We start from the raw sequence: 24,070 nt of genomic DNA on the forward strand, positions 1-24,070 counted from the left end.
AAAACCCATAATTTATTTCCTTAAAATCAAGGTGTTCCGCTACCAAAAGTTACATTCATTAAAGCCACAGGTGCCACACCGCGATCTTTACCATTGGGTTTATAAATGAAGTATATTTCCTCGGCCTTAACGTCCACAGTTGAATTAAGGGCAATAGGTACCATTCCTCCGGGTTGTCCGGCAACCGGTGCAGGCATGCTGCCCTTGCCTAAAAGTTTACCCTCCGGGGTGTTTAAACGAAGTTCAAAATCGAGTCCGGTTTTAGGTGGTTCTTGCCATCCAGCCATTAGGTTGGCGGAACGAACTCCCTTCAAATCAATATCCTTAAGGACAAACCATCCTTCCCCTTCCGGTAAGATGAGCATATCCATCCCGTTAAAGGCAATCGGTGTAAAACCATCAGATTTGATCTTATCCGAAAAAGGAACCGTACTTCCCTGTAAAGCTACCGACTTTACACCGGTAAGAGGAATAGTCCCATCCGCTCCGTTGTCCGTATAACTCGCGGTCAAGACCATTACATTCGCCCCTTTGGTGGGTTTGGGGTTTAGCATTCCTGAAATGGGAAGGGACTGCTCCTCGGCCTCGTTTGCCGCCAAGGACATGATGTATTCCGTAATCTGACGGGCCTCGCTTTTTGTAACATTGGGGTGCGCAGGCATAACTACCTCTCCCCAAACACCGCCACCACCGGTAATGATTTTATTTTGCAAATAGGACATGGCATTGGGATCTTTTAGATATTTCTTCGCCACATCCGTATAATTTGGGCCTATGGAAGCTTCGGCCTCTTTGTGGCACGTCTTACAATCCATACCTTGGGTCAGTGCTTTACCAGTGACCGCTGCTGAAACTTGCTGGTGCCCCAAGGACATATTCACCTCATCCAAACTTTCCATATAATCCACCGAGACAAATATATTGGACTCGTCGATAGGATCTCCATCCGCATCGTTTACGGATACTTCATAACTTACAGGAACGCCTTGAAGGAAAAATGAGGAATTGCCTCCCTTGAGATCAATAGCAACCTCCGGTCTGGAATTTCCAGCCACAACAGAGACTACTTCACTTTTAGCAGATTCTCCTTTATCATCCTTAACCTCAACCGACACTTTATATTCCCCTGCTTCGGAATAGGTATGGCTTATTTGGGGTTCCTGTTTTTCCATTTGTTCACCATTGCCCAAATCCCAGATATAGGTAACCGAATTATTTTCACGATCACGGGCTTCTACCTTAGCATTTATACTAAGCGGTAATTTTCCCGATGTATGGTCCACAATGAGGTTGTCAATAAGTGGTGGACGATTTCCACCATTGTACTCTATATAACTCAACCCAGAATCCTCATTCTGACGAAACCATCCACTACCATATTCCAGTAAATACATCCTTCCGTCCGGACCCATTTCAACGTCGATCAAGTTGTTCACTTCAATATCCGAGGCAAAAGGCTCCATTTTATTAAAAGTGCCGTCTTCAAAAAGTGTAACGGCCTTCATCCATCCCCGCATCCAATCGTAAATAATCACTTTACCATCATAATACTTGGGGAGTCCTCCGCCGTTGGGATACATATCCGAATAATAGGTAGGACCTGCCATAGCGTTTCTACCGCCGGTACCTACTTGTGGAAAATCATTAGTATCCACATATGGATAGAATACATAAGCCGGTTGAGCTGGCGGCAATTCACGCAAACCTGTATTGTTCTTGGAGTCGTTAATAGGTTTTTCAGGATCAAAAGTTATTCCACTTTCCCCGGTTTCATAGTCATAGTCCACATAGGGTTTGTTGTCCGCAATGAACAAGGGCCATCCAAAATTCCCTGCTTTCCGGGCTTGGTTCATTTCATCATATCCCCTATGCCCACGGGTCTCCAAACTGTCTGCCCTTGCATCCGGGCCCACATCGCCCCAATACAAATAACCATTTTTCTTATCCACTGAAATCCGGTACGGATTTCGATGGCCCATGGTATAAATTTCGGGGCGAGTTTTTTCCATCCCGACCGGAAAAAGGTTTCCTTCCGGAATGTCATAGCTACCATCTTCGTTGACCTTGATCCGTAAAATTTTCCCACGTAGGTCATTAGTGTTTCCAGAAGAGCGGCGCGCGTCGTATTGTTGATGTCCGGAAATATCATTTAATGGTGCATACCCACTATTTACATATTTCACATCTTTTTCATTGAAAGGGGTGGAATTGTCGCCTGTGGAAAGATAAAGCAGCCCATTTCCATCGAAGGCAATAGATCCCCCGGTATGGCAGCATATTTCCCGTTGACTTCCCACATCCAGTATTTTTTGTTCCGATGCCAGGTCAAAAACCCCGTCCTTGTATTTAAATCGGGACAGTCTATTTACGGACTCGTTACCTGTTGGGGCATAGAAAACATAAATCCAGTTATTCTCTGCATAGTTGGGGTCCTTTTGTAATCCCATGAGGCCTTCTTCAGCATTTACCCCAGGCGTGTTCAAGGTCTTATGATATACATCCAACTTCGCTACTTCCTTAAGCTCTTTTGAAGCATCGCTATACAGTAGTATTTCTCCTCTTCGCTGTCCAATTAACACATCATGGTTCGGAAGGATGGCCATTTCCGTGGGTTCAAAGAACTCCCCTACTGTCAAGGGAACCTTTGAGAAACGATCGATATCCGGTGGGATTTGTGTAGTCGCCCTGTTATAATCCAATTGTAAATTGTCGCCAATCGCATATTGAATACCGCCTAAAAGATGTTGCAGGAACTTTTCCTCGGAATAGCTTTCCTCCGTATGCCCTGCTCCTGTATAGAATGCACGGCCACCATCAAATTCATGATACCAAGCAATAGGATGAAAGTCGCCATTAGTACCCCCCTCATAGGTTGATTCGTCCAAGGTCATAAGGATATTGATATCCGGATTTATCTTTTTGTAGTTATACAGTTCGTCCGTTCTATGCCAGATGGAATCCGTAAAATGTTTAGTGGCAATAAAGTTTCTATCCTTTATAATAAAATCGGCCTCTGGTGTGCCCGATGGGTGACTTTGGAAATAAGCCCCGACCAATTTGTTGTACCAACCCCAATCATACTCGGTATCAGCAGCGGCATGTACTCCAACAAAGCCACCACCAGCTTGGATATAGCGTTCAAACGCGGCTTCTTGTTTATGGTCTAGAATATTGCCTGTAGTGCTTAAAAAAACTATAGTTGAGTATTGCTCCAGGTTTTCATCCGTGAACAAATCGGCATTTTTCGTAGTGTCGACGGCAAAGCCATTCTCTTCGCCTAGTTTTTGGATGGCTGCCATCCCGGCCGGAATAGAGGAATGCTTAAAGCCCATAGTCTTGGAAAATACAAGAATTTTTGGCTCTCCTTTCCGCTTGTTTCCACATCCCATAATCATAAGCCCCATTAGTGCCAACACGGCCAAAAAAGAAATTTTCTTCATCGTAACGTAAATTCGTTTAGGTTTTTTACAATTTCTAAAAATACGTATTACGGATTCGATTTACCAAATTGATAAAGGATAATGTAGTATTTTTAAGAAAAATGATGCAGTTGGATAAAAATCATGAAAGATATTCAAGAACATTATTTTAGAAACGATACCGAATGGCGGAATTGGTTGCATAAAAATCACTTAAACTCGAGTGGTGTCCACTTGATTTTCTATGCCGTGGCCCATGAAAAAGATAGTATGCGATGGGAGGAGGCAGTACGGGTTGCCTTATGCTATGGATGGATAGATAGTACCGTAAAGAGTTTAGGAAACGGCAAACGGCGACAATATTTTTGTTCCAGAAAACCCAAAAGTGTTTGGAGTAAAATCAATAAAGGTCATATAGAAGAGCTAATTGAAAATGGATCAATGCATGAGAGTGGGTTAAAAAAAATTGAAGCTGCCAAAGAAGACGGTTCATGGACTGCCCTAGACGATGTGGAAAACGAGGTAGTGCCCCCAGGTTTGCAAAAGGCCTTCAATAAAAATAAAAAGGCTTTTGAGAATTATCAAAACTTTACCCGCGGGCAGCGAAAAAGCTATCTGTATTGGCTCAACCAGGCGAAAAGGGAAGAGACGCGAAAAATACGGATAGTGGAAATTGTAAGACTATGCAGAGCGAATATAAAATCAAGAAATCAAAATTCAAGGTCATGAAAAACATCCATTTCATTCTGTTTGCCATACTTCTTACGGCCTGTAATCAGGCACAGGAGAAAATAAGCCCTACTGCGATTCTCGTATCGGATGTGAATATCGTCAACGTACGGAACGGTGAAATTTTGAAAAACCAACAGGTGGTCATCGATTCCGGTAAAATAAAAGGGATTTCCGAAAGTATTGAAAATACGGAGAGCTATCAAACCAAAATAGCCGGTAAAGGAAAATTTATGCTGCCTGGTTTGGCCGAAATGCATGCCCATATCCCTTCTCCCCCAACCTCAAAGGAACGTGTGGAAGATGTACTTTTTCTATATCTATCCAACGGCATTACAACTATTCGTGGCATGTTGGGACATCTTTCCCATTTGGAACTTCGTGAGAAAGCCAAGAATAGCGAAATAGCAAGTCCAAGGATTTTTACCTCTAGTCCATCATTGAACGGCAATTCGGTTACCTCCAAGGAAGAGGCCATTGCCAAGGTTACGGACTATCAAAAAGCTGGGTACGATTTTTTAAAAATCCATCCCGGTATCCAATTGGAAGTTTTCGATCAAATTGTTAGTACTTCAAATGAAGTGGGAATCCCATTTGCAGGACATGTTCCCGTAGATGTGGGTATTCGGCATGCCCTAAAAAACAAATATGCCTCTATAGACCATGTAGACGGATTTTTGGAAGGACTGGTCCCCGAAACGGCCAATGTTAAACCCGATCAAAATGGTTTTTTTGGTTACAATTTTACTCCTCTAGCTGATACCACCAGGATTGACGAACTGGTACAGATGTCCAAGGAAAACAAGGTTTGGATCGTACCTACCCAAAGTTTGTTTACAAGATGGTTCGCCCCGACCAATGGTGAACAACTTTTGGCACAGCCTGAAATGCAATATATGACCAAGGAAACCTTGAACAATTGGGAAACCATTAAGGAACAGTCCACGGGACCGGACTCGGGATTTGATGCCGATCAATGGAAGCAATTTGATGCTATTCGAAGACAACTGATGAAGAAACTGCAGGATGGCGGTCATGGCATGCTTCTGGGTTCAGATGCCCCACAATTGTTCAATGTGCCGGGGTTCTCAATCCATCATGAAATCGATGCCATGGAAAATGCAGGGCTTACGCCTTTGGAAATTTTGCAATCCGGTACAATAAATCCGGCGGTTTATTTTGGGATGGACGATCAATTTGGTGAAATCAAGGAAGGCTTGGAGGCCGACCTGATTATCGTTGATGCCAATCCATTGGAAAATCTGGATGCTTTGCAGCAGATTTCCGGTGTAATGCGACAAGGGAAATGGCATTCCAAAGAAGCTATTGATCAAAAGCTACGGGAAATTGCGGAAAAAATGGCGAGTAACTAGAAGAAGGATACACATTACCTTTTTGGGCAATTGCAACGTTTGGAATAATCTTAGGCTTAAAAGGAAATCATTTAAGCTACGGAGACCGAGAATCCCTTTTGTATGTCCCAAGCGGCTACCTAGGCAAAATTCGATTTCTCCCAACTATAAAAACCTTCTTTGCTGATAAGCTGTTTTATGTTATACCAGAATACCCGATAGGTAAAGCTTTCATTGGCCTGGTGGTTCTTTAATCGGTCAAATTCATAGTTTATAAGGCTTAAATCCTTATCAGGACTATCTTCTTCGCTACTTAATTTGGCATAGGCCATATCCCACTTGGTAAAAAGTCTTTCCTCGCTATGGCCCTCATGAAGAATTTCTACATTTTCATGCCGGGTATCGCCCTTAATCGTAAAATAGAGTTTTCTAATCACCTCCTCTTCACCCTCTAATATCTGAAGGAAAAAGTCTTCCTTATAAATAAGGCATCCGGTAATCTCTAATTTTGAATTATTGTGTTTTGAAACTTCCAAGATATCGGATATTTTTGAATCCGTTACATCACCTACAGCTTCGGAACGATATGTTATTTGACATAGCATTTTTGATAGATTTTTCTTTCAATTAATTAAAAATTTATAGTACAAAAAACAGTGAGTTAAAAACTAACGTGGTCCATTTTAATATTATTGTGTAGTCACCCTTATTTCAATTTTCCGGTTTTGTCACTTTTCCTAAAAATTCTATCTGGGTATAAATAACATATCCAAATTGGGGAAAGACCTCGCTGTGAACTGAGGGAGAAAAAGGGCTATACAAGAAGGAGTAATGAAAAAATGAAATTCAATCTTTTTTCAAGGAATCAACGGGAGTTTTTGAAATATGCGTGGAATCGGTCGTTCTGGTTGGGGTGGAAATTGAAATACTGTCTTTTGTACGTTCTGTTGAATCTGGCATGGATTGCGTACTGTCTTGTCTATCTAATGACTTGATATAGGCAAGTACGGCAACTATCAGGCTCAAAAGGCTAAGTATGTAGGGGAGGTACTTGGACTTGGCCTGGAACCTTGATATCTGGAAATCAAATTTCTGTTTGTTCAATTCCCTTTCCTTTAACTTTGATTGGAAATCAAGATAGTCCTGCCAGCTTTTGAAATTGGGCACCTCATGACCGTATTCCGTAATCGTGAACCGCTTTAGCCCATTATAGGATATCATGCCCATTTTGTCAAGGACACCGAACCGCCGTCTTCGAATCACTTCACTATCGGAGCTTTCCTTGGTAACGACTTAATAGTCCTTGAACCCTACGGTTATTTTTTCCCTAAAATGCAACAGAAGGGCGAACGTTTCCTCGTCCATTTGTTTGGTTTGGATTAAATATAGGAAAATACACCTATAGGCCAAAGAAGGTGTTGGCAAAACACTTGAAGATTTCTTATATTGGAATTCAAACAAAAATCAACCTCCAAATGGCCGCAAAAAGAGAATCCTGGCAAAGACAGATCATTATCGGTGTCCTTGTAGCAATTATTTCCGCATTCATCATAAGATATTTGATTCCTGACGAAAAGACCAAGGACGAAGAATTCAATGAAACGCAAAAGACCGTCGAGGCCCCGATTACAATTGATGAGGAAGAACAGCTTAGTGACGAAGAAAGAGAAATGATCGAGATAAGGATGAGCTACAAAAATCAGCTGGATACCCTTATCAAGGAGGGAAACGCATTGATAAAAGATGATACGCATTATTTTCAACTGAAACACTGGCAGGATGAGGCACGACCGGTATTGGAACAATGTGAGAGAAGGTTCTATGTAAAGGAGTATATAAAATTCGCCCATTACTGTTGCAATGAATACAATGCCCATGGACCGAGGGTAGAAAGGAATACTGGGGAAAACGACCAAAACCTATTTCAGGACGACCATGAAGCAGGAATATACCATATTAAGAATATAAATGCTTTAAAATCTTCCCGAAACATGATCAAAGAATCCATTGAGGAAATAAAAAGGGGAGAGGTGCTCGATCCACAGGATTTCCTTAACTAAGAAATAAATGGTCACCTTGATACATACGTGCGGATCGACAAAGTTGATAGCAGGATATTCCGGTAGGTTCGATCGGAGAAATTGGAATATGGATTATCTTAGCACTGATCGAATTATTAAAGGCCTGGCCAAACGGCCCGAAGTATCCCATGATTCCAATCACCAATCTATCCATCGGACTGATCCAAGCTTTACTGAACATTTTGGTTGTAATTCCTTGGACTTTAAAAATAGTATTTCAAATAGATGATTTTGGCTTCGGTTTTTTTGTCCTGCCTTTAGTTACACCGCTTAGTTTCTTTTTATTATTTGGAATAGCATCTGCCCTTGAGTACTTAAAAAAACACTCCCTTTCCAGGAAATTCATTCTGTTCGGCCATTGGACCGTTATACTATCGATTGTTTTATGGACCATTATAATGCCATTTTTATGGGTCACGTTCTTCGTTTTGCCAATTTGTATGGTTTTTTTGCTGAACGTTAAAAACGGAAGGAACCAAAAACAATTACTGGTCATGAACTCTATCGCCCTTTTGGCGCAAATAGCATTGATGACTTATTTTGACTTTCAAATAGTTGGGTTGCCCTAAAGCTCCTGGAGAAGGAACTTTCAGCCTTCAAATAACCACTGAATCTAATCCTCGAATCGTTTCGGTTCCTACCATTCATCGAAAAAATACTACATTAATTGTGTAAAATAGGGTAAATTCCTACATTTACTCCTTAATCTACAAAAACCCCGACAAAATGAAAACGACCCAAATCTTTCTTTTTGCCCTGTTGGGCTGTACTATGGCATTGGCCCAGACCAATACTTTTCCCGCCTCCGGTAACGTGGGGATCGGCACGACCTCCCCCACCTATAAATTGCAGGTAGACGGAAGTGGATTCAAATTGGGGGGATCCTATACCCAGACCAATCTACGTATAGAAGCTACCGACGATTCGGGCGCCCCGGCCAAGGCCATAGGCCTGCAACTACATGGATATGAAGGCCGGGCAAAAGGCATATACATAACCGATAAGGATACATCCCATAAATGGTTCATTGGCGAGGGATATGCTTACAATGGCATAGGTATAGGGTACTCCACGACCAGTCAAATGGAATACGGTGCAAATGCCAAGTTCTTCGTTGGAACCTCGGGCAATATTGGGATTGGCACAACCAGCCCATCAAATCCTCTTCACATAACAAGCTCGAACGAGAATCACCAATTAAGATTGGAAGGGACTAGCGGTAAGCATGCATGGATCCAGTATTACCCGAGCGGTACAGGAGTGGTAAATTGGAAAAATGGTGTCAATGCTTATGGCTTCAATATTTATGACATGACAAACGCCGCTTACAGGTTGACCATTTCCAATTCGGGCAACATCGGGATAGGTACCGTTGACCCTGGTACATGGAAATTGGCAGTGAAAGGAAAAATCAGGGCAGAGGAAATAAAGGTGGAAACGGGATGGTCGGATTTTGTCTTTGAAAGCGACTACGACCTTCCCACCTTGGAGGAAGTAGAGGAACATATACAATATAAGGGCCATCTTAAGGACATCCCAAGTGCAGAGGAAGTTGCCGAGAACGGTATCCTTTTGGGCGAAATGGATTCCAAGCTTTTGCAGAAGATCGAGGAGCTTACCCTCTATATGATAGATATGAACAAACAGATCCAGCAATTGCAAAAGGAGAACGCGGAGCTTAGGAACGAGAGGTAGGCCGCCCTCCTTTTCTTCGGCATCATTTGTCACGACTAGATAGTCCTTCAGGTCACCGGTAAACGCTTTATTCTCCATTTCAAAGATCCATAGTTTCAGGCGACCGTGATTGTCCTGGGCCAAAACGCTTTTTACGAAGGCATGGGGGTATGGTAAGTGATTAGGAGACTTGTCTTCCTTTACCACTAGTTTTTAGAATCGATGGTTTTATGAACCACTATTCCCAACTTTTATGGTATTTTTGAAAGGATAAATCCCCTATGGAACCATGGGCCGTTATGCAACTCTTTTTGTGATTTTTTTGTCCTTAATGTTAGGTTGCAAGGGAGGTCCCGAAAGCAAATCAATCGGATCTAATCATGTCCCAAAAAAACTGAATAGACCCAAGGTAAGTTTCACTTTCGATGATGGCATAACGACTGACATTTTGAATTATCCATTTAAGCAATGGAACCAAATGATATTATCCTCACTGGATGAGGCGGGAGTAAAATCCGTTTTTTTTGTAACCGGGGCCAACAAGTCCGATTCAAAAGGAAAATATTTGCTCCGGAGCTGGAATGACAAAGGCCATAGTATTGCAAACCATACATTTAGCCACCCGAGTTTCCATTCAGAAGACCTTTCTATTGATGACTTTGAAAAAGAGCTTTTGGATACAGATGCTATTATATCCGGATACAGCAACTATCAAAAGCTATTTAGATTCCCGTATCTAAAGGAGGGGGCTACGCGGGATAAGATAGATGGAATCCGAAATGTGCTTTCCCAACATGGCTATAAGAACGGATACGTAACCATAGATGCTTCCGATTGGTACATAAATGGGAGACTTATTAAAAAAATTAAAAAGTTGGGAATCGATAAGGCCGAAGTATCAAAATTCAGGGAATATTATATTGAACATATTATGGACAGGGCCAACTTTTATGAAACACTTTCTTATGAACTTACCGGCAGAAATGTAAACCACACCCTGCTTTTGCACCATAATCTTACTTCTGCTCTCTTCCTAGAAGATTTAATAACCAGATTCAAGGAGGAAGGTTGGGAAGTTATCGATGCCCCAACTGCATTTAAGGACAACATTTTTGAAACGATTCCGTCCCGGGTTCCCGCAGGAGAAAGCCTAATTTGGTCCATGGCAAAGGAATCGGGCAGATATGAAAGTATACTACGTTATCCTGCCGAGGATGGTAGATACGAAGAATCAAAAATGGATAGTTTGGGGCTTTGATTTCATTAAAGTAAATGTATGCCCAGTAGCATGTAACCCATATTTTATGTAATACGTAGTCAAAAGCAAAGAAATCCTAAGCTAACCCATTCGAGCAGAGATTTTATTTTCGCTACCTTTTCGAAGTGATATTCTACGATAAGGTAAATTCTGGTAGTTTAATGATCTTACCTCCTTTTAAGGCTGATTCATGCGCCAATATCCCAACGCAGGTTATATTTGCCGACTGTTTTGCATTGGGGTAAGGCGATTTATTCTCTAGCAAAGCATGTATAAATTCATGTACCAAATGTGGATGTGAGCCGCCATGTCCGGCACCTTGCGTAAAGGAAAGGTGCTGATGCTCATCTGAATCATACACTCCTTGGGTAGTAAAGTGCTGTATTTCTGGCGGCAGCAATTTTGCGAAATCGGGACTCTCGATCTCTTCGGGAATTTCCGGTTCCGGTCTTTTCGCCGTGTGCACTACCAATGGTTTCCCCTCGATCAAAGGCCATTCAACGGACTTCTTGGAACCATATACCTCAAAACTTTCCCTATACTGCCGGGCAACATCGAACAATGAACGATATACTTGTGCGCTTAAATCGGAATTTCTAAACTTAATATGGGTAGTTTCCACCGCAAAAGGGGAATCATAATGTGCTATCAGCTCTTCCCGAATCGTCCCCGAACCAAAACACGAAACGTATTCTGCCTCTCCCTTTGTAAGTGCCAAAACAGGTCCGACACAATGGGTCGCATAATGCATGGGCGGCAACCCTGGCCAATAATTGGGCCACCCGTCCATATCCTGTTGATGGCTTGCCTTTAAGAATTGTATCTTACCCAATTGCCCCTGCTCATAGAGTTCCTTCATATATAGAAATTCGCGCGCATATACCACCGTTTCCATCATCATATAAGTCAACCCCTTCTTTTGGGTCAGCTGTACAATTTCCATACATTCTTCAACAGTGGTGGCCATGGGTACTGTACAGGCCACATGTTTTCCGGCTTTCAAGGCTTTTATGGATTGGATACCGTGATCGGGAATAGGAGTATTGATATGTACGGCATCGATTTCCGTATCCAACAACAGATCATCATAGGAAGTATATCTTTTTTTGATGCCAAAGGTATCTCCCAATTCGTTCAACTTAACCTCATTCCGCTGGCAAATGGCCACCAGGTTTGCATTAGGGTGTTTTTGATAAATGGGGATGAACTCTGCCCCAAATCCTAAACCTATGATTGCTATGTTTATTTTTTTGGTATTCATAATTTTAAGAATTAAATGTTCTTTTTAAAAATTGAAGGCCTTCTGATGCAAATTCGTCCTGGTTGGCCGCTAAATTTTTCCAAATGCAGACAGCAGCTGCCAATTCCTTTATTTCAGGTGTAAAACTTTCTATTACAATGGCTCCTTGATAATCGATATCGACCAGAGCCGTTTTAAAATCGTTCCAAGGAGTCAAACCTGTACCCGGAACCCCCCGGTGATTTTCGGAAACCTGTACGTGGATCAACTTGTCACCTACCCTTTTTATGGCTTCTTTGATATTCTTTTCCTCGATGGTCATATGAAATCCATCCAACAGCACTTTTGCATTGTTTTGATTGATATCCTTTATCAAATGCATTATATCCTCAGCGGTATTTATTAAATCGGATTCAAAACGATTCAGAGGTTCGAGTGCAATGGAAAGTCCATAACCATTGGCAATAGTGCATACCTTGTTGAGATTGGTCACTGCCCTCTCCCATTCAATTTTTCGCTGTTCCTTGGATATATGTCTTGCCTTGCCGACCGCTGCATACATGGGTCCCGCCAAAAAATCCGACTCCCATTGATTGCATAATCGAAAACACTTTTCTATGTACCTGAAGCAATTTTCATGAACACCAACGTCCTCATGGGTAAAATCTTTGGTCGGGCCAAAGACACCACAAACAATGGCCTCCAATCCATTTGCCAATAATGCCTCTTTTACCAAAAATCCATCTATCAATTCAGGGTCTTCCACAGGAATTTCTACCATATCAAAACCCATGGCTTTGATCTTTGGAAACAGAGCCACGGATTCAGTTGTAAAAGGTGATTGCCATAGCCAGGTGCTTACACCATATCGAATTTTATTTGTCATATTATTTGCTTGCCACAACTTTCATAACACCTTGCATAATCCGCCAATGTCCCGGAAATGTACAGATATATGGATAATTTCCTGGTTTGGTCGGAGCCGTAAAGCGTAAGATCACTTTTTTTTCTGGATCCACGATGGCCGTTGCAAAAAGTACTTCGGGCATTTCAGGAATATAGTTTTTCTCCGCTCCGGAAGGGTCTGTTGCCAATTGGTCTGCGGCCTTCCCAACTTTTTCTTTATTACCTGATTGGACAATGACCAAATTGTGTTGCATAAAATCAGTATTCTCAAAAATAAGCTCGACTGGTTTACCGGTTTCAACTACAAACTCGGTAATGTCGAACTTCATTTCATTTTTTATGGTTCCAATAGTAATTTGAGTAGCTTTACTCAATGCATCTTCCGAAGTACTTCCTGTTTTTTTGACCTTGTTAATATAGGTCTTTGCAAATATTTCCGCCAGCTCGTCCCCCTTTAAAACTATTTTTTTCTGCTCATCAAGATTTTCCGAAGGGTTTTTAAAACTCGGATTATCGCTAAGATAGGCCGCCATAAAACCTAAGGCATGTTTTGATGCCGCCACATATACAGCTTCTGACAACCATTTGTCTTTCATAATAATTTCCTCCTGACTTAGCTCATAGAGCTTCCGTCCAATTTCTTCGGATGGGTCCCTTTCGGAAAAATAAAGTAGGGCGGCCATTTGAACCCCCGGATCCTTATCCTGCAAAGCCATATACTTCAACAAAGCTCCATCCGCTTGTTCGTTTTTAGGAAGTATCTGAATCGCGGCCTTTCGAACTGCCGCGGCCGGATGCGCCAAAGCTCCCCGCACTACAGCAATAGCTTCTTCATTTGATTCCTGAACGTCCAAACCTTGAATTGTCCATAGCGCGTGCAATGCCCCATCGTTAAAGCCCTCCGAATTGGCCTTGGTACTATTGACCAATTTGTACAAATCGGGCAGAATATCGGTACTTCCGTTTTCGGCCAATAGCCGCTGTGCGGTCAGCCGCCAGAACATATTGTCATTGGAAAGGGCTTCCACCAATTCCTCTGAATTGTCTTTGTTCAAGGTCATTGGTTCTTTCCTTTTTGCTGATTTGGGAACTACCTTCCATATACGTCCTCTTGATTTATCGCGTAATGGGTTGACATAGGCATTCCCTTTTCCATTTTCGGCATCGTATCCGCCCCTATCCACTTTTGGCGTTGGATTGTGCTGCACTATGAAATTGTACCAATCCGCCACCCAAACGACCCCGTCCGGACCAACTTTTGCTTCAACGGGAGATACCCATTCATCGGAGCTGGCGAACAAATTGCCCCCGTCTTCTTCGCTATATCCGGCACCGTCATTTTTAATTTTAGCAATATGTACCAACCCGCCCGTTGGTTCACAGACAAAGGCAACTTTATTCCAATAGGACTCGGGATAATCACGTGCTGTGTAAAAATGATGTCCCGCAGCGGCTGTAAATCCACCAAAAACATCTACTTGTCTAACATTGGGTGTTATGGCCTGCATAGCGTAGTGACCGTCTATTTTTGTACTTCCGTGCACAGTAATTCCTTCTACATCCTTTAGCAATTCATTGGGGATGCCCATGAATATGCTATGGGTGTTGTTCGCTGTTGAAGCGAAAATAGAGTTATCCTCGGTAATTCCCAATCCCCAGGTATTGTTGCTTGTAGAGGTCAAAAATTCAAAGCCTTTTAGCGAATGACCAAAACGATAGATTCCTTGTCCAAATTCGTGTTCTTCCCCAAAAATGGAACCCTTGAAACCCGAGTATCCCACAACTCCGTATATCTGGTTGTCGATACCATTTTGTAGGTTGGAAGGGCCTGCATGTGTATCGAAAGTGCCCCAACCATCAATTATAATTTCCCTTACGTCTGCTTTATCATCTCCATTTGTGTCCTTTAAGAACAAAAAGTTAGGGGCTTGGGAAACAATGATACCTCCATTGGAAAAGGTAAAACTTGTGGGAATGTTCAGTTTATCTGCAAAGACCGTTACCTTATCCGACTTTCCATCGCCATTAGTGTCTTCCAAGATTTTTATTTTATCGTCGCCCAACCCCTTGTCATCTCGAACCGTATTGGGATAATCGATCGTTTCTATGACCCAAAGCCTACCCCTTTCATCCCAGTTCATTGCTATGGGGTTAATGATATCAGGTTCAGAGGCGAAGAGTTCAAGCTCGAACCCGGCGGGTACTTGAATCAACTTCATGGATTCTTCCGGAGATAATGGCATTTGATATTTGGGTGCGGGATCGCGTTTTTCGTAGTTAGGGATATTTGCCATTTCTTTATAGGTCAATTTTGGAATATCCTTCGAGAATTCTGTCCAATTTTTCTTGACATTGGCATTTACGGACCATAGAATACCTGCTTTAATCAACTTTTGAAAACCAGGAGAATTCCATGTTCTTTCGTCATGGCCATAGGCGGTGTAAAAAACCTTTCCTTTCCCATGCTCCTTTACCCATGTCCACGGTTCATGGTGGTCTCCCTCCACTCTCTCCATTAAAACGGTAATGTCATCCACAATCTTATCATGCACATAGGTTTCGTCCCATGTTGAAAACTCCGTTATGGATTGCATCGCCGGATGTGCCTTATCCTTTATAATGGTAGTAAAAGTTCCCGTTTTATGCTCCTTGAATTGGGCGCCGACCAAATTGATATACTCCTTCGAATTTTTAAAACAGAAACTAGCGGAATGTATCGGGATAAAGGCATTGCCCTTGGCAACAAAGTCGAGAAGCGCATTTTCTTGGGAAGACGTTATACTTTCATGATTGGCATAAACAATCAGCCCATCGAACAGGTCCAAATTTTGCGGGTTAAGGTCGTCCACATTTTCGGTATACGTAATATTGATACCGCTCTGTGTTAAGGCCGAGGCCAAAATCGGCATGTAGGCACGAGAATTATGGTGTTCTTGATCATGGCCAAGAAAAAGAATTTCGATCCTTCTGGGTGAATCATCCATTACCTTTTCCCGTGAAGAAGAATTACAACCAAAGAAGAAGAGTGTCAGTGCAAGAAAACGAAAAAGCCGTACAATAGAAGTAGTGACCATGGCCGTAGATATTTTTATACCAATTTTACCCATAAATCCATTAAAAAAAGAACCGTCTAATATCTCATCATGACTTTATTATATCATAAAATTGGTTTTATGTCAAATTATCAGATAAATTAGTGGTTTATACGATAAAAAACCATCATCCATTTGAGGTCTGCGTTACAAAAATCACCGATTCCCCATACCCATACCTTTCTGGCCAAAGTGTTAAAGAATCCTGTCTTTGATCCTAGCTGGCATTTTCATTCCGAGTATCAGCTCTTTGCTGTTCTAAGAGGAAGGGGCACCCGATTTATAGGTGATAATATAAAACCTTTTAAAGAGGGTGATTTCACCTTTACTGGCCCCAATTTGCCCCATCTATGGCGTAGTGAGCATGAAGGTTCCCAAGAAGAGGGTTCTACTTGGTGTGAAGGTATCGTAGTATACTTTCATTCGAGCTTTATTGGCGAAAACCTCTTACAAAAGGAGGAGGGCATTAAATTAAGGCAGCTCTTTAAAAAAAGTTTGCGCGGAATAGAGGTCAGTGGAAAAACGGCGGAAATCACCAGAAAAATGCTTTTGAACCTTTTGACCCTGGATGGTTTTGATGGTGTTCTAGAACTATTGAAACTACTGAATTGCCTTGCCAACACAAAAGAAATAGAGCTATTGGCAAGTCCGGGCTATACAAATTCCTTAAAAGAAGGTGATACGGAACGTATGAACAAGGTGTACGCCCACGTAATGAAACATTTCAAAAGAAAGATAGCCGTATCGGAACTGGCCGAATTGACCAATATGACGCCTACGTCTTTCAGTAGGTATTTTAGGGTACATGCCAACAAGACATTTTCTGAATTTATAAGTGAGATCCGAATCGGCCATGCCTGTAAGCTACTGATCGAAAAAAAAATGAACGCTTCCCAAGCTTGTTATGAAAGTGGATTTCATACCTTATCCAATTTTAACAGACAGTTCAAGGCGATTACAAAAAGAACTCCCTTAGCCTATAAGAAAGAATATCTGGTTAAGTAAATCAGTAACCAGTTTTATGAAACCATTTCAGGGTTTCACATTTTAATATAGAATTTGTTTTTGAATATTTCCTTTGCCATCTTCAATATGTCTATCTTTAAATACAGCGTAAAACCAAACTATCTAACCGCCATGAAAATTTACAAAAACTATAAAGTGTACATTGGGCAATTCCTTTTGATAGCAGCATTAATCGGACTCTGCTACGGTTGCCAAGACTCTAAAAATTCTAAAAACCAGGATCAGGCGACGAATGCAGAATCCCTTAAAATAAAGGCACGTAAGCAAGTGAACAATGGTGAAAAATGGGAAAATCAGTTTGCAAATTTGTCATGGAAGCCTGAGGAAACTGCAATTATCATATGCGACATGTGGGATAGGCATTGGTGCGATAGCGCCACGGCTAGGGTAAAGCAAATGGCTCCAAAAATCAATAAAATGGTGAAGACGGCCAGGAAAAAGGGGGTTCATATTGTTCATGCCCCAAGTTCTACCATGGATTTTTATAAAGACCATCCCGCACGTAAAAAGGCACTGGCCCAGACATATTTGGAACCACCCATTCCATTGGATTATTGGTTCTACCCGGATGAAACCCGGGAACCTCCTCTGCCCATTGATGATTCCGACGAAGGATGCGACTCCGCCGGAGATCCTTCCGAAAGTAAAATAACCCGGCAAATAAAGACCATTGAAATTTTTAATGAGGACATGATTTCCGATAGTGGACAGGAAATGTACAATTACTTTGAAAACGTGGGGGTTAAAAACATAGTACTTTGCGGGGTACATACCAATATGTGCGTGTTAGGGCGAACCTTTGGTATTCGCGGCCAAGTAAAATTGGGGCGCAATGTTGTCCTGGTAAGGGACCTCACCGATGCCATGTACAATCCCGAAATGCCACCGTACGTATCCCATGATGCAGGCACTGCATTGGTAATAAAACATATTGAGAAGTACTGGGCACCGAGTATTGAATGGAAGGACCTCTTTGATTAAAGTTGTTTTTTGTCCTCTTGAACGATTAAACTAACCAGTAGATTACCAATTGTTAGTCGTTTAAAATAAACACATGGTGAATTCCATTAATATTAATTGTACAAGTTCTTGATGAAATTTCCATTTATGGAGCCCGATAAAAATCAATACAAAAGCCTAAAACCCCGTATGTTCATTACATGGAGGAATGTTATTACAATGTTGTTATGTACGTTTTGGTGCCAAGCTAAAGTAGCTGCGCAACATGTACCAGATTTTCAATGGAAATATGCAAGCCCTGAAAATCACGGAATGTCCGCCAAAAAGTTAGATAGTACCTTGAACATTTTGGCAGAAAGGAACACTAAAAAACTATTGATAGTTAAAAATGACAAGATTGTCTACGAGTGGTTTTCCCCGGGATTCGAGGATTCTAAAAAAAGACATTATACCGCCTCTTTGGCTAAGGCCTTGGTTAGCGGGATGTCTCTGTTGGCGGCCATTGATGATGATTATATTTATCTTGATGAACCTGCCTGTAATTTTGTTCCCGTTTGGAAAACCGATAAAGTAAAGTCGAAAATAACGATTAGACAGTTGGCCGATCATACTTCAGGGATTTTGGATGCACAGGCTACGGAAAAAGAATCAAGGTACTTAAAGGACAATGGACTTCACCACCATTTTGACCTTCCAGGTTGGAGAGGGTCGTTCTGGAAACAGGATAATAACCCATTTGTTATGGCCAGGGACAGTGCTCCCGTAGTTCATGAACCTGGGACCGCCTATCGCTATAGCAATCCGGGAATAGCCATGCTCAACTATGTCGTAACGGCATCCCTAACCAATTCCAAGTGGAAAAACATTCGAGAATATTTGGAAAAACGCGTTTTTGAACCTATTGGTATTGATAAAAAAGAGTATAGCATCGGTTATGGAAGGGTGTTCGGAGAAAGTGACCTTCAACTGGTATCCGGATGGGGAGGAGGTTCTTTTACGGCAAGAGCCGTAGCTCGTATCGGTAGGTTGATGCTCCACAAGGGAAATTGGCAAGGACGGCAGATAATCGATTCTTCTTTGGTGGAAAAAGTAATCCGATATTCCGGTACTGCATTGCCTCACCCCGCTCCCAAGGATTCTATATTGCGAGGATATTATCGAACAGATACCAATTCGCAACCTATAACCACTCCAGGGTGGTATAGCAATCAGGATGGGGTCTGGGCCAATGTTCCACGCGATGCCTTTTCGGGTGCGGGGGCCGGCGGACAGCATTTGATGGTCATCCCTAGTCTTAATATGCTAATTGTACGTATGGGAGGTGATTTGAACAAAGCGTCGGAAACGGACGGTTTTTGGCTTGCTGCCGAAAAATATATTTTTAATCCCATAATGGATGCCATTCTTGAAGCTCCTTATCCTAAAAGTGATCTTACAGTTGAATTTGCGCCAAAGGAAACTATTGTTCGAATGGCCGAAGGCGGGGACAATTGGCCCTCGACGTGGGCCGATGATGGTCATATGTATACAGCTTATGGCGATGGAAATGGCTTCTTGCCCAAGACGGATATTAAACTAAGTCTGGGTTTGGCCAGAGTAGAAGGGAATCCTCCCCTACTTAAAGGATATAATACTCGTTCTCGTAGTGGGGAGAGTGTTGGACAAGGGAGGGCAGGTACAAAAGCAAGCGGAATCCTAATGGTAGACGGTGTGTTGTATATGCTCGTAAGAAATACCCAAAACTCAAAACTGATGTGGTCGGCCGATTATGGAAATACATGGCAGGAGGCCAACTGGAAATTTGATGAAAGTTTTGGTTGCCCTACATTTTTGAATTACGGAAAGAATTACCAAGGGGCTATAGACGACTACGTTTATATTTATTCACATGATGAAGACAGTGCCTACAACCATGCCGACCATCAAGTTCTTGCACGAGTCAAAAAAAATCATATCAAAGATTGGAGCAGCTATGAATATTTTACGGGTTACGACAATGTAAAGAATCCTACATGGTCGGAAGACATACGAAAAAGAAAGTCGGTTTTTACCAACCCTGGCAAAAGCTATAGGTCTGGAATTACTTATAATGAGGGTTTAAAAAAGTTCTTATGGTGCCAACCCGTTAGGCTCTCCTCTCCCAATGGTGGATATACCGATGTTCGTTTCAAAGGAGGCTTGGGCATATTTGAATCGGACAATCCATGGGGGCCCTGGAAAACGGTCTTCTATACCCGTCAATGGGACGTGGGACCCGGAGAAACCGTTTCTATACCATCCAAATGGATTAGCGAAGACGGAAGGACTGGTTATTTGTTATTCTCCGGGGATGACAGTTTTTCAGTTCGAAAATTCACTATTGATCAATAGTTGAGATAGTCTTGCAAAAATCAAAATTACAAACGCACTTTGCGGATTAAAATAGAAATCTTGGTGAAGTATAAATATCCCAAGCGAGTCTATAAATAGTACCGTTGCACCTAAAAAAATAGGTTGTATTTTACCTTCTATGGTTCTAACGTCAATCCAAACCCTAACGAAATCACAGCGATTAATTAAAAATACTATATTTTTATAATTGAACGGTAGATACAGAAAAATGCGCCTCTGGCTTGTACTTTTAGGGTCTATTCTTATGACCACGGCATGTTCGCTGGATGTCCCAAAAGAAGTGGAAGCGGCTTATCTAGAACTTCCCGAGACGGTCGATTTCAATTTTCATGTAAAGCCGATACTCTCGGACCGTTGCTTCACATGCCACGGACCTGATGCAAATACCCGCAAGGCCCAATTGCGCTTGGACTTGGAGGCAGAGGCTTTTCGTAAATTGGGCAGTGGCAATCGACCCTTTGTTTCCGGGAAACCAGGGAAAAGCGAATCCATCATCCGCATTCTAAGCGATGATCCGGAATTTATGATGCCTCCGCTGGAATCCCACCTTTCGTTGACCGCCAAAGAAAAAGCGACCCTAATCAAATGGATCGAACAGGGAGCCGAATGGAAACCGCATTGGGCTTTTGTTAAACCAGAAAAACCTAACGTTCCGCAATCTGCATTGGCAGGGTGGACGAATCACAATGAAATTGATTTGTTTATCCAACAAAGCTTAAAACAAAAAGGTTTTGAACCATCACCTGAGGCCGACAAAGAACGCTTACTTAGAAGGGTTTCCATTGATTTGACCGGATTACCCCCTACAATTGAACAAATCGATGCTTTTTTGAAAGATGAAAATCCCGGGGCATACGAAAAAGTTGTTGATCAACTGCTCTTATCCGACGCTCATACCGAACGCTTGGCCTTGGATTGGATGGATCTTGCCCGTTATGCGGATTCCCATGGAAAACATGCCGATGGCTGGCGCATGATGTGGCCTTGGCGCGATTGGGTCATTAAAGCGTTTAAGGAAAATATGCCCTATGATCAATTTGTTACCTGGCAACTGGCAGGCGACCTTTTGCCCAATGCTACCCAAGAACAGAAATTGGCGACCGCATTTAATCGAAACCATCCGATTACCAGTGAGGGTGGGGCAATTGATGAGGAAAACCGCTTAAGCCATGTTTGGGACAGAACAGAAACCATTGGAACTGCATTTATGGGGCTAACCGTGGCCTGTGCGCGATGCCATGACCATAAGTTTGATCCGATTTCGCAAAAAGACTATTTTCAGATGACGGCCTTTTTTGACAACATCAAGGAACTTGGTGTATCCGGTAACGACGTAAACTCAGGTCCCATGCTGCCCCTTACCGATGATGCTACAGGAAAAGCCCTAGAAAAGCTGAAAACAGAGATTATCAAAAAAGAGGAAGCCTTGCAATTGACCAAAAAAGAAATGCGTAATCTAGAGATTTACATAAAACAATTACCAAATAGTTTTATGGAAAATGGGCAAATAGGGCACTATAGGTTCAATAAAGTTTCCAATAAAACCAACAAAGAAGGAAGGTATAATATCGACGACAATCCAAAAGTCACCATTAAGGCAAAACCTATCCTGATCGAGGGAAAGAAAGACAAAGCTTTTCAGTTTACCGGGGAATACGATGAAGTCTACATAGATGATGCCCGAAATTTTGAATGGACGGACCAATTTTCGACCAGTCTTTGGATCAACACCTCCAAACGAGAGGCTGGAAAAACGCAGACCTTGGTAGGAACGGTCGGTGGTAAAAATAGCCTTTGGCGAGGTTGGGATTTTTTCCTGGATAGTCTCAACCACCTAAATGCAAGATTAGTAAGTTCGTTACCTCATAATTACATACACGTTAGATCAAAAGATTCGATAGGAAAAAATAGGTGGTATCATGTCGCTTTCAGTTATGATGGCTCAGGTAAGGCCAAGGGACTGAAACTATTTATAGATGGTCAAGAAGAATCGGTGGATACTCCCTACGATCGTTTATATAAAAGCATAAAAACGATCAAGGACAAGGAACATACCTTATATACCCGATCCATAAAAGTAGCACGAAACTATAGCTTTTCAACAGGGGAGAACGGAATTTTTCAAGGTAAGATCGACGATATTCGACTATATGACAAAGCTGTCACCCCTTTGGAGGTCAAATACATTTATAATCAAGATATGGGGTTGACCATAGAAATAGACGAACCTGCAACGGACTATTGGATCAATCGATCTGAGAAAATAACTGCCTTGGAACGGGACCTCAAAAAACTTAGAAACGAATGGTTGTCATTAATGATACCTGTTCCGGAGGTTATGGTGATGGAGGAAATGCCAAAAAAGAGACTTACCTATGCCTATGATCGCGGTGACTACGAACAGCCGACCTATCAAGTTGCCGCGGCTGTTCCCGAAGCGTTGCCCGATTTTCCCAAAGATTCTCCAACAAACAGGTTAGGGTTGGCCAAATGGTTCTTTTCAGAGGAAAATCCCCTCACGGCAAGGGTAGCCGTAAACCGATATTGGCAAATGCTCTTTGGTAAGGGACTTGTTAGTACGCCCGAGGATTTTGGTGTGCAAGGAGCGTTACCTTCCCACCCCCAATTGTTGGATTGGTTATCCCTGTTTTTTGTAGAAAATGGTTGGGACGTAAAAAAGCTTTTGAAGACTATGGTCATGTCCCACACGTATCGACAATCCTCCTTTATAACCCCGGAAATCATGCAAAAAGACCCGAACAACGAATATTTGGCTCGAAGTAACAGCTACCGTTTGCCGGCCGAAATCATTCGTGACAACGTATTGGCGGCAAGTGGACTTTTGGTACGGCATATTGGTGGGGAAAGTGTACGCCCATACCAGCCCGGAAATCTGTGGATCGAGAAGAGCAATTTCTCACATAAACTATTACGCTATAAGGAATCCACTGGTGATAGTCTTTACAGAAGGGGACTGTACACTTTTATTAGACGCTCCTCCCCGCACCCGGCCATGTTGGCTTTTGATGCTCCCTCTCGGGATATTTGCACGGTGAAAAGAGAAAATACGAACACCCCCTTACAGGCCTTGGTACTTTTAAATGACATTCAATTTGTGGAGGCTTCAAAGATTTTGGCGGAACGCATGCAAAAAGAAGGTGGGAATTCCTTGGACGAACAATTGGTTTATGGATTCCGACTGGCGATAAGCCGTTTTCCAAAACAGGAAGAAACCAAGGTCTTAAAAGAATTGTTCAAAACACAGTCGAAACGATTTAAATTGAATCCTCACGAGGCCAAAGAGCTCTTGACCGTAGGAAGAAAACCGATAGATAAATCTCTAGACTATACTAAGACAGCTGCCCTCACCATGGTCGCAAATACCATCTTTAACCATAATGAAACCTATATGAAACGGTGACACTGCGGATTTGGACCTACCGGACAATAGATTTCCCTAAGCACTAAATTGCTCTAGATGATGATTTAAATGATATACGGCCAACCCTACCCAACGTTTACGATCCATTTCCCCAAAATAAGGATGTACGGCAAAATTATAGTCTTCCGGAAGTCTTGAAAATTCCATAATAAAGTCCTTCAAAATAAGTTTGTCCTTTTCAAATTCCGTGGGTTTTGTTCCTCCACCTTCGATCTGTCCAAAGCCTTTGGGAGCTGGTGCAGTTTTGCCTGATCTAGCCAACGATTTTATTTCCTCAGGATCCACCTTGCCATATTCCTCGGCAAGCTTTATGCCATTAGCCATTCGGAAAAAATCAGCACAATGGCAGACCATTTGATGTACGTTCATTTTACCGAACAATGGTTTTTGATTCAAGGTCAGTTTATCGATTCTTTGAAAAAACTGTAAAAGCTGTTCTTCGTTCAATTTTTCGCGAATACGGTTTATGATACTACCAAAAATAGGGGTATTGCTTCACT

General features: G+C 42.2%; 16 protein-coding genes. 9 read left to right on the forward strand and 7 right to left on the reverse strand.

The genetic code is table 11. The features are described 5' to 3' along the window. Window positions 1-26: 26 nt before the first annotated feature. Complete coding sequence (locus D7Z94_RS12140) at window positions 27-3,440, reverse strand: ThuA domain-containing protein (RefSeq protein WP_120711800.1); 3,414 nt, start codon at window positions 3,438-3,440, stop codon at window positions 27-29. A gap of 123 nt (window positions 3,441-3,563) precedes the next feature. On the opposite strand from D7Z94_RS12140, the gene D7Z94_RS12145 reads away from it, so the two are divergent. Continuing rightward, a complete protein-coding gene (locus tag D7Z94_RS12145) occupies window positions 3,564-4,148 on the forward strand; it encodes a YdeI/OmpD-associated family protein (RefSeq protein ID WP_120711801.1) in 585 nt (194 codons plus the stop codon). After that, window positions 4,145-5,521, forward strand: coding sequence for an amidohydrolase family protein (locus D7Z94_RS12150; RefSeq protein WP_120712052.1), 1,377 nt, complete (start codon window positions 4,145-4,147; stop codon window positions 5,519-5,521). The genes D7Z94_RS12145 and D7Z94_RS12150 overlap by 4 nt, the downstream gene beginning before the upstream one ends. Window positions 5,522-5,640: 119 nt before the next feature. Here the strand turns inward: D7Z94_RS12150 and D7Z94_RS12155 are convergent, their stop codons facing one another. Then, the gene (locus D7Z94_RS12155; protein WP_120711802.1) at window positions 5,641-6,105 is read right to left on the reverse strand and encodes a BLUF domain-containing protein; all 465 of its coding nucleotides are present in this window, start codon (window positions 6,103-6,105) and stop codon (window positions 5,641-5,643) included. A gap of 241 nt (window positions 6,106-6,346) precedes the next feature. Next, the gene (locus tag D7Z94_RS12160; protein ID WP_211341779.1) at window positions 6,347-6,721 is read right to left on the reverse strand and encodes a hypothetical protein; all 375 of its coding nucleotides are present in this window, start codon (window positions 6,719-6,721) and stop codon (window positions 6,347-6,349) included. 254 nt (window positions 6,722-6,975) lie between these two features. Here D7Z94_RS12160 and D7Z94_RS12165 point away from each other — a divergent pair, with 254 nt between their 5' ends. The 3 genes from D7Z94_RS12165 (at window position 6,976) to D7Z94_RS12180 (ending at window position 10,513) form a co-directional block, all read left to right on the forward strand. After that, window positions 6,976-7,560, forward strand: coding sequence for a hypothetical protein (locus tag D7Z94_RS12165; RefSeq protein ID WP_120711804.1), 585 nt, complete (start codon window positions 6,976-6,978; stop codon window positions 7,558-7,560). Between the two features lie 747 nt (window positions 7,561-8,307). Beyond that, the gene (locus D7Z94_RS12175; protein WP_120711806.1) at window positions 8,308-9,276 is read left to right on the forward strand and encodes a hypothetical protein; all 969 of its coding nucleotides are present in this window, start codon (window positions 8,308-8,310) and stop codon (window positions 9,274-9,276) included. Between the two features lie 310 nt (window positions 9,277-9,586). Then, window positions 9,587-10,513: a polysaccharide deacetylase family protein gene (locus D7Z94_RS12180; RefSeq protein ID WP_245967195.1), complete on the forward strand. Its 927-nt coding sequence runs from the start codon at window positions 9,587-9,589 to the stop codon at window positions 10,511-10,513. 133 nt (window positions 10,514-10,646) lie between these two features. On the opposite strand, the gene D7Z94_RS12185 is transcribed toward D7Z94_RS12180, so the two are convergent. From D7Z94_RS12185 to D7Z94_RS12195, 3 genes are read right to left on the reverse strand one after another with little or no spacing between them, the layout of a single operon-like run. Continuing rightward, on the reverse strand, window positions 10,647-11,774 hold the full coding sequence (locus D7Z94_RS12185; RefSeq protein WP_120711808.1) for a Gfo/Idh/MocA family protein: 1,128 nt from the start codon (window positions 11,772-11,774) through the stop codon (window positions 10,647-10,649). 4 nt (window positions 11,775-11,778) lie between these two features. Beyond that, window positions 11,779-12,639, reverse strand: a complete 861-nt coding sequence (locus tag D7Z94_RS12190; RefSeq protein ID WP_120711809.1) for a sugar phosphate isomerase/epimerase family protein — start codon at window positions 12,637-12,639, stop codon at window positions 11,779-11,781. 1 nt (window position 12,640) lies between these two features. After that, window positions 12,641-15,766, reverse strand: coding sequence for a PVC-type heme-binding CxxCH protein (locus D7Z94_RS12195; protein WP_120711810.1), 3,126 nt, complete (start codon window positions 15,764-15,766; stop codon window positions 12,641-12,643). Window positions 15,767-15,886: 120 nt separating this feature from the next. On the opposite strand from D7Z94_RS12195, the gene D7Z94_RS12200 reads away from it, so the two are divergent. The 4 genes from D7Z94_RS12200 (at window position 15,887) to D7Z94_RS12220 (ending at window position 23,549) form a co-directional block, all read left to right on the forward strand. Continuing rightward, window positions 15,887-16,756, forward strand: coding sequence for an AraC family transcriptional regulator (locus D7Z94_RS12200; protein ID WP_120711811.1), 870 nt, complete (start codon window positions 15,887-15,889; stop codon window positions 16,754-16,756). A gap of 132 nt (window positions 16,757-16,888) precedes the next feature. Beyond that, window positions 16,889-17,758 carry an isochorismatase family protein gene (locus tag D7Z94_RS12205; RefSeq protein WP_120712053.1) on the forward strand — a complete coding sequence of 290 codons (870 nt, stop codon included), beginning with the start codon at window positions 16,889-16,891 and terminating at the stop codon, window positions 17,756-17,758. A 111-nt stretch (window positions 17,759-17,869) separates the two neighbouring features. Further along, entirely contained in the window at window positions 17,870-20,107 is a 2,238-nt protein-coding gene (locus tag D7Z94_RS12210; protein ID WP_120711812.1) for a serine hydrolase, read from the forward strand. A gap of 229 nt (window positions 20,108-20,336) precedes the next feature. Further along, window positions 20,337-23,549 carry a DUF1553 domain-containing protein gene (locus D7Z94_RS12220; RefSeq protein WP_245967185.1) on the forward strand — a complete coding sequence of 1,071 codons (3,213 nt, stop codon included), beginning with the start codon at window positions 20,337-20,339 and terminating at the stop codon, window positions 23,547-23,549. 36 nt (window positions 23,550-23,585) lie between these two features. On the opposite strand, the gene D7Z94_RS12225 is transcribed toward D7Z94_RS12220, so the two are convergent. After that, a complete protein-coding gene (locus D7Z94_RS12225; protein WP_158594628.1) occupies window positions 23,586-24,017 on the reverse strand; it encodes a DinB family protein in 432 nt (143 codons plus the stop codon). Window positions 24,018-24,070: the final 53 nt, after the last annotated feature.

Origin of the sequence: Ulvibacterium marinum (genome assembly GCF_003626755.1) — a bacterium.
Classification (GTDB): domain Bacteria; phylum Bacteroidota; class Bacteroidia; order Flavobacteriales; family Flavobacteriaceae; genus Ulvibacterium; species Ulvibacterium marinum.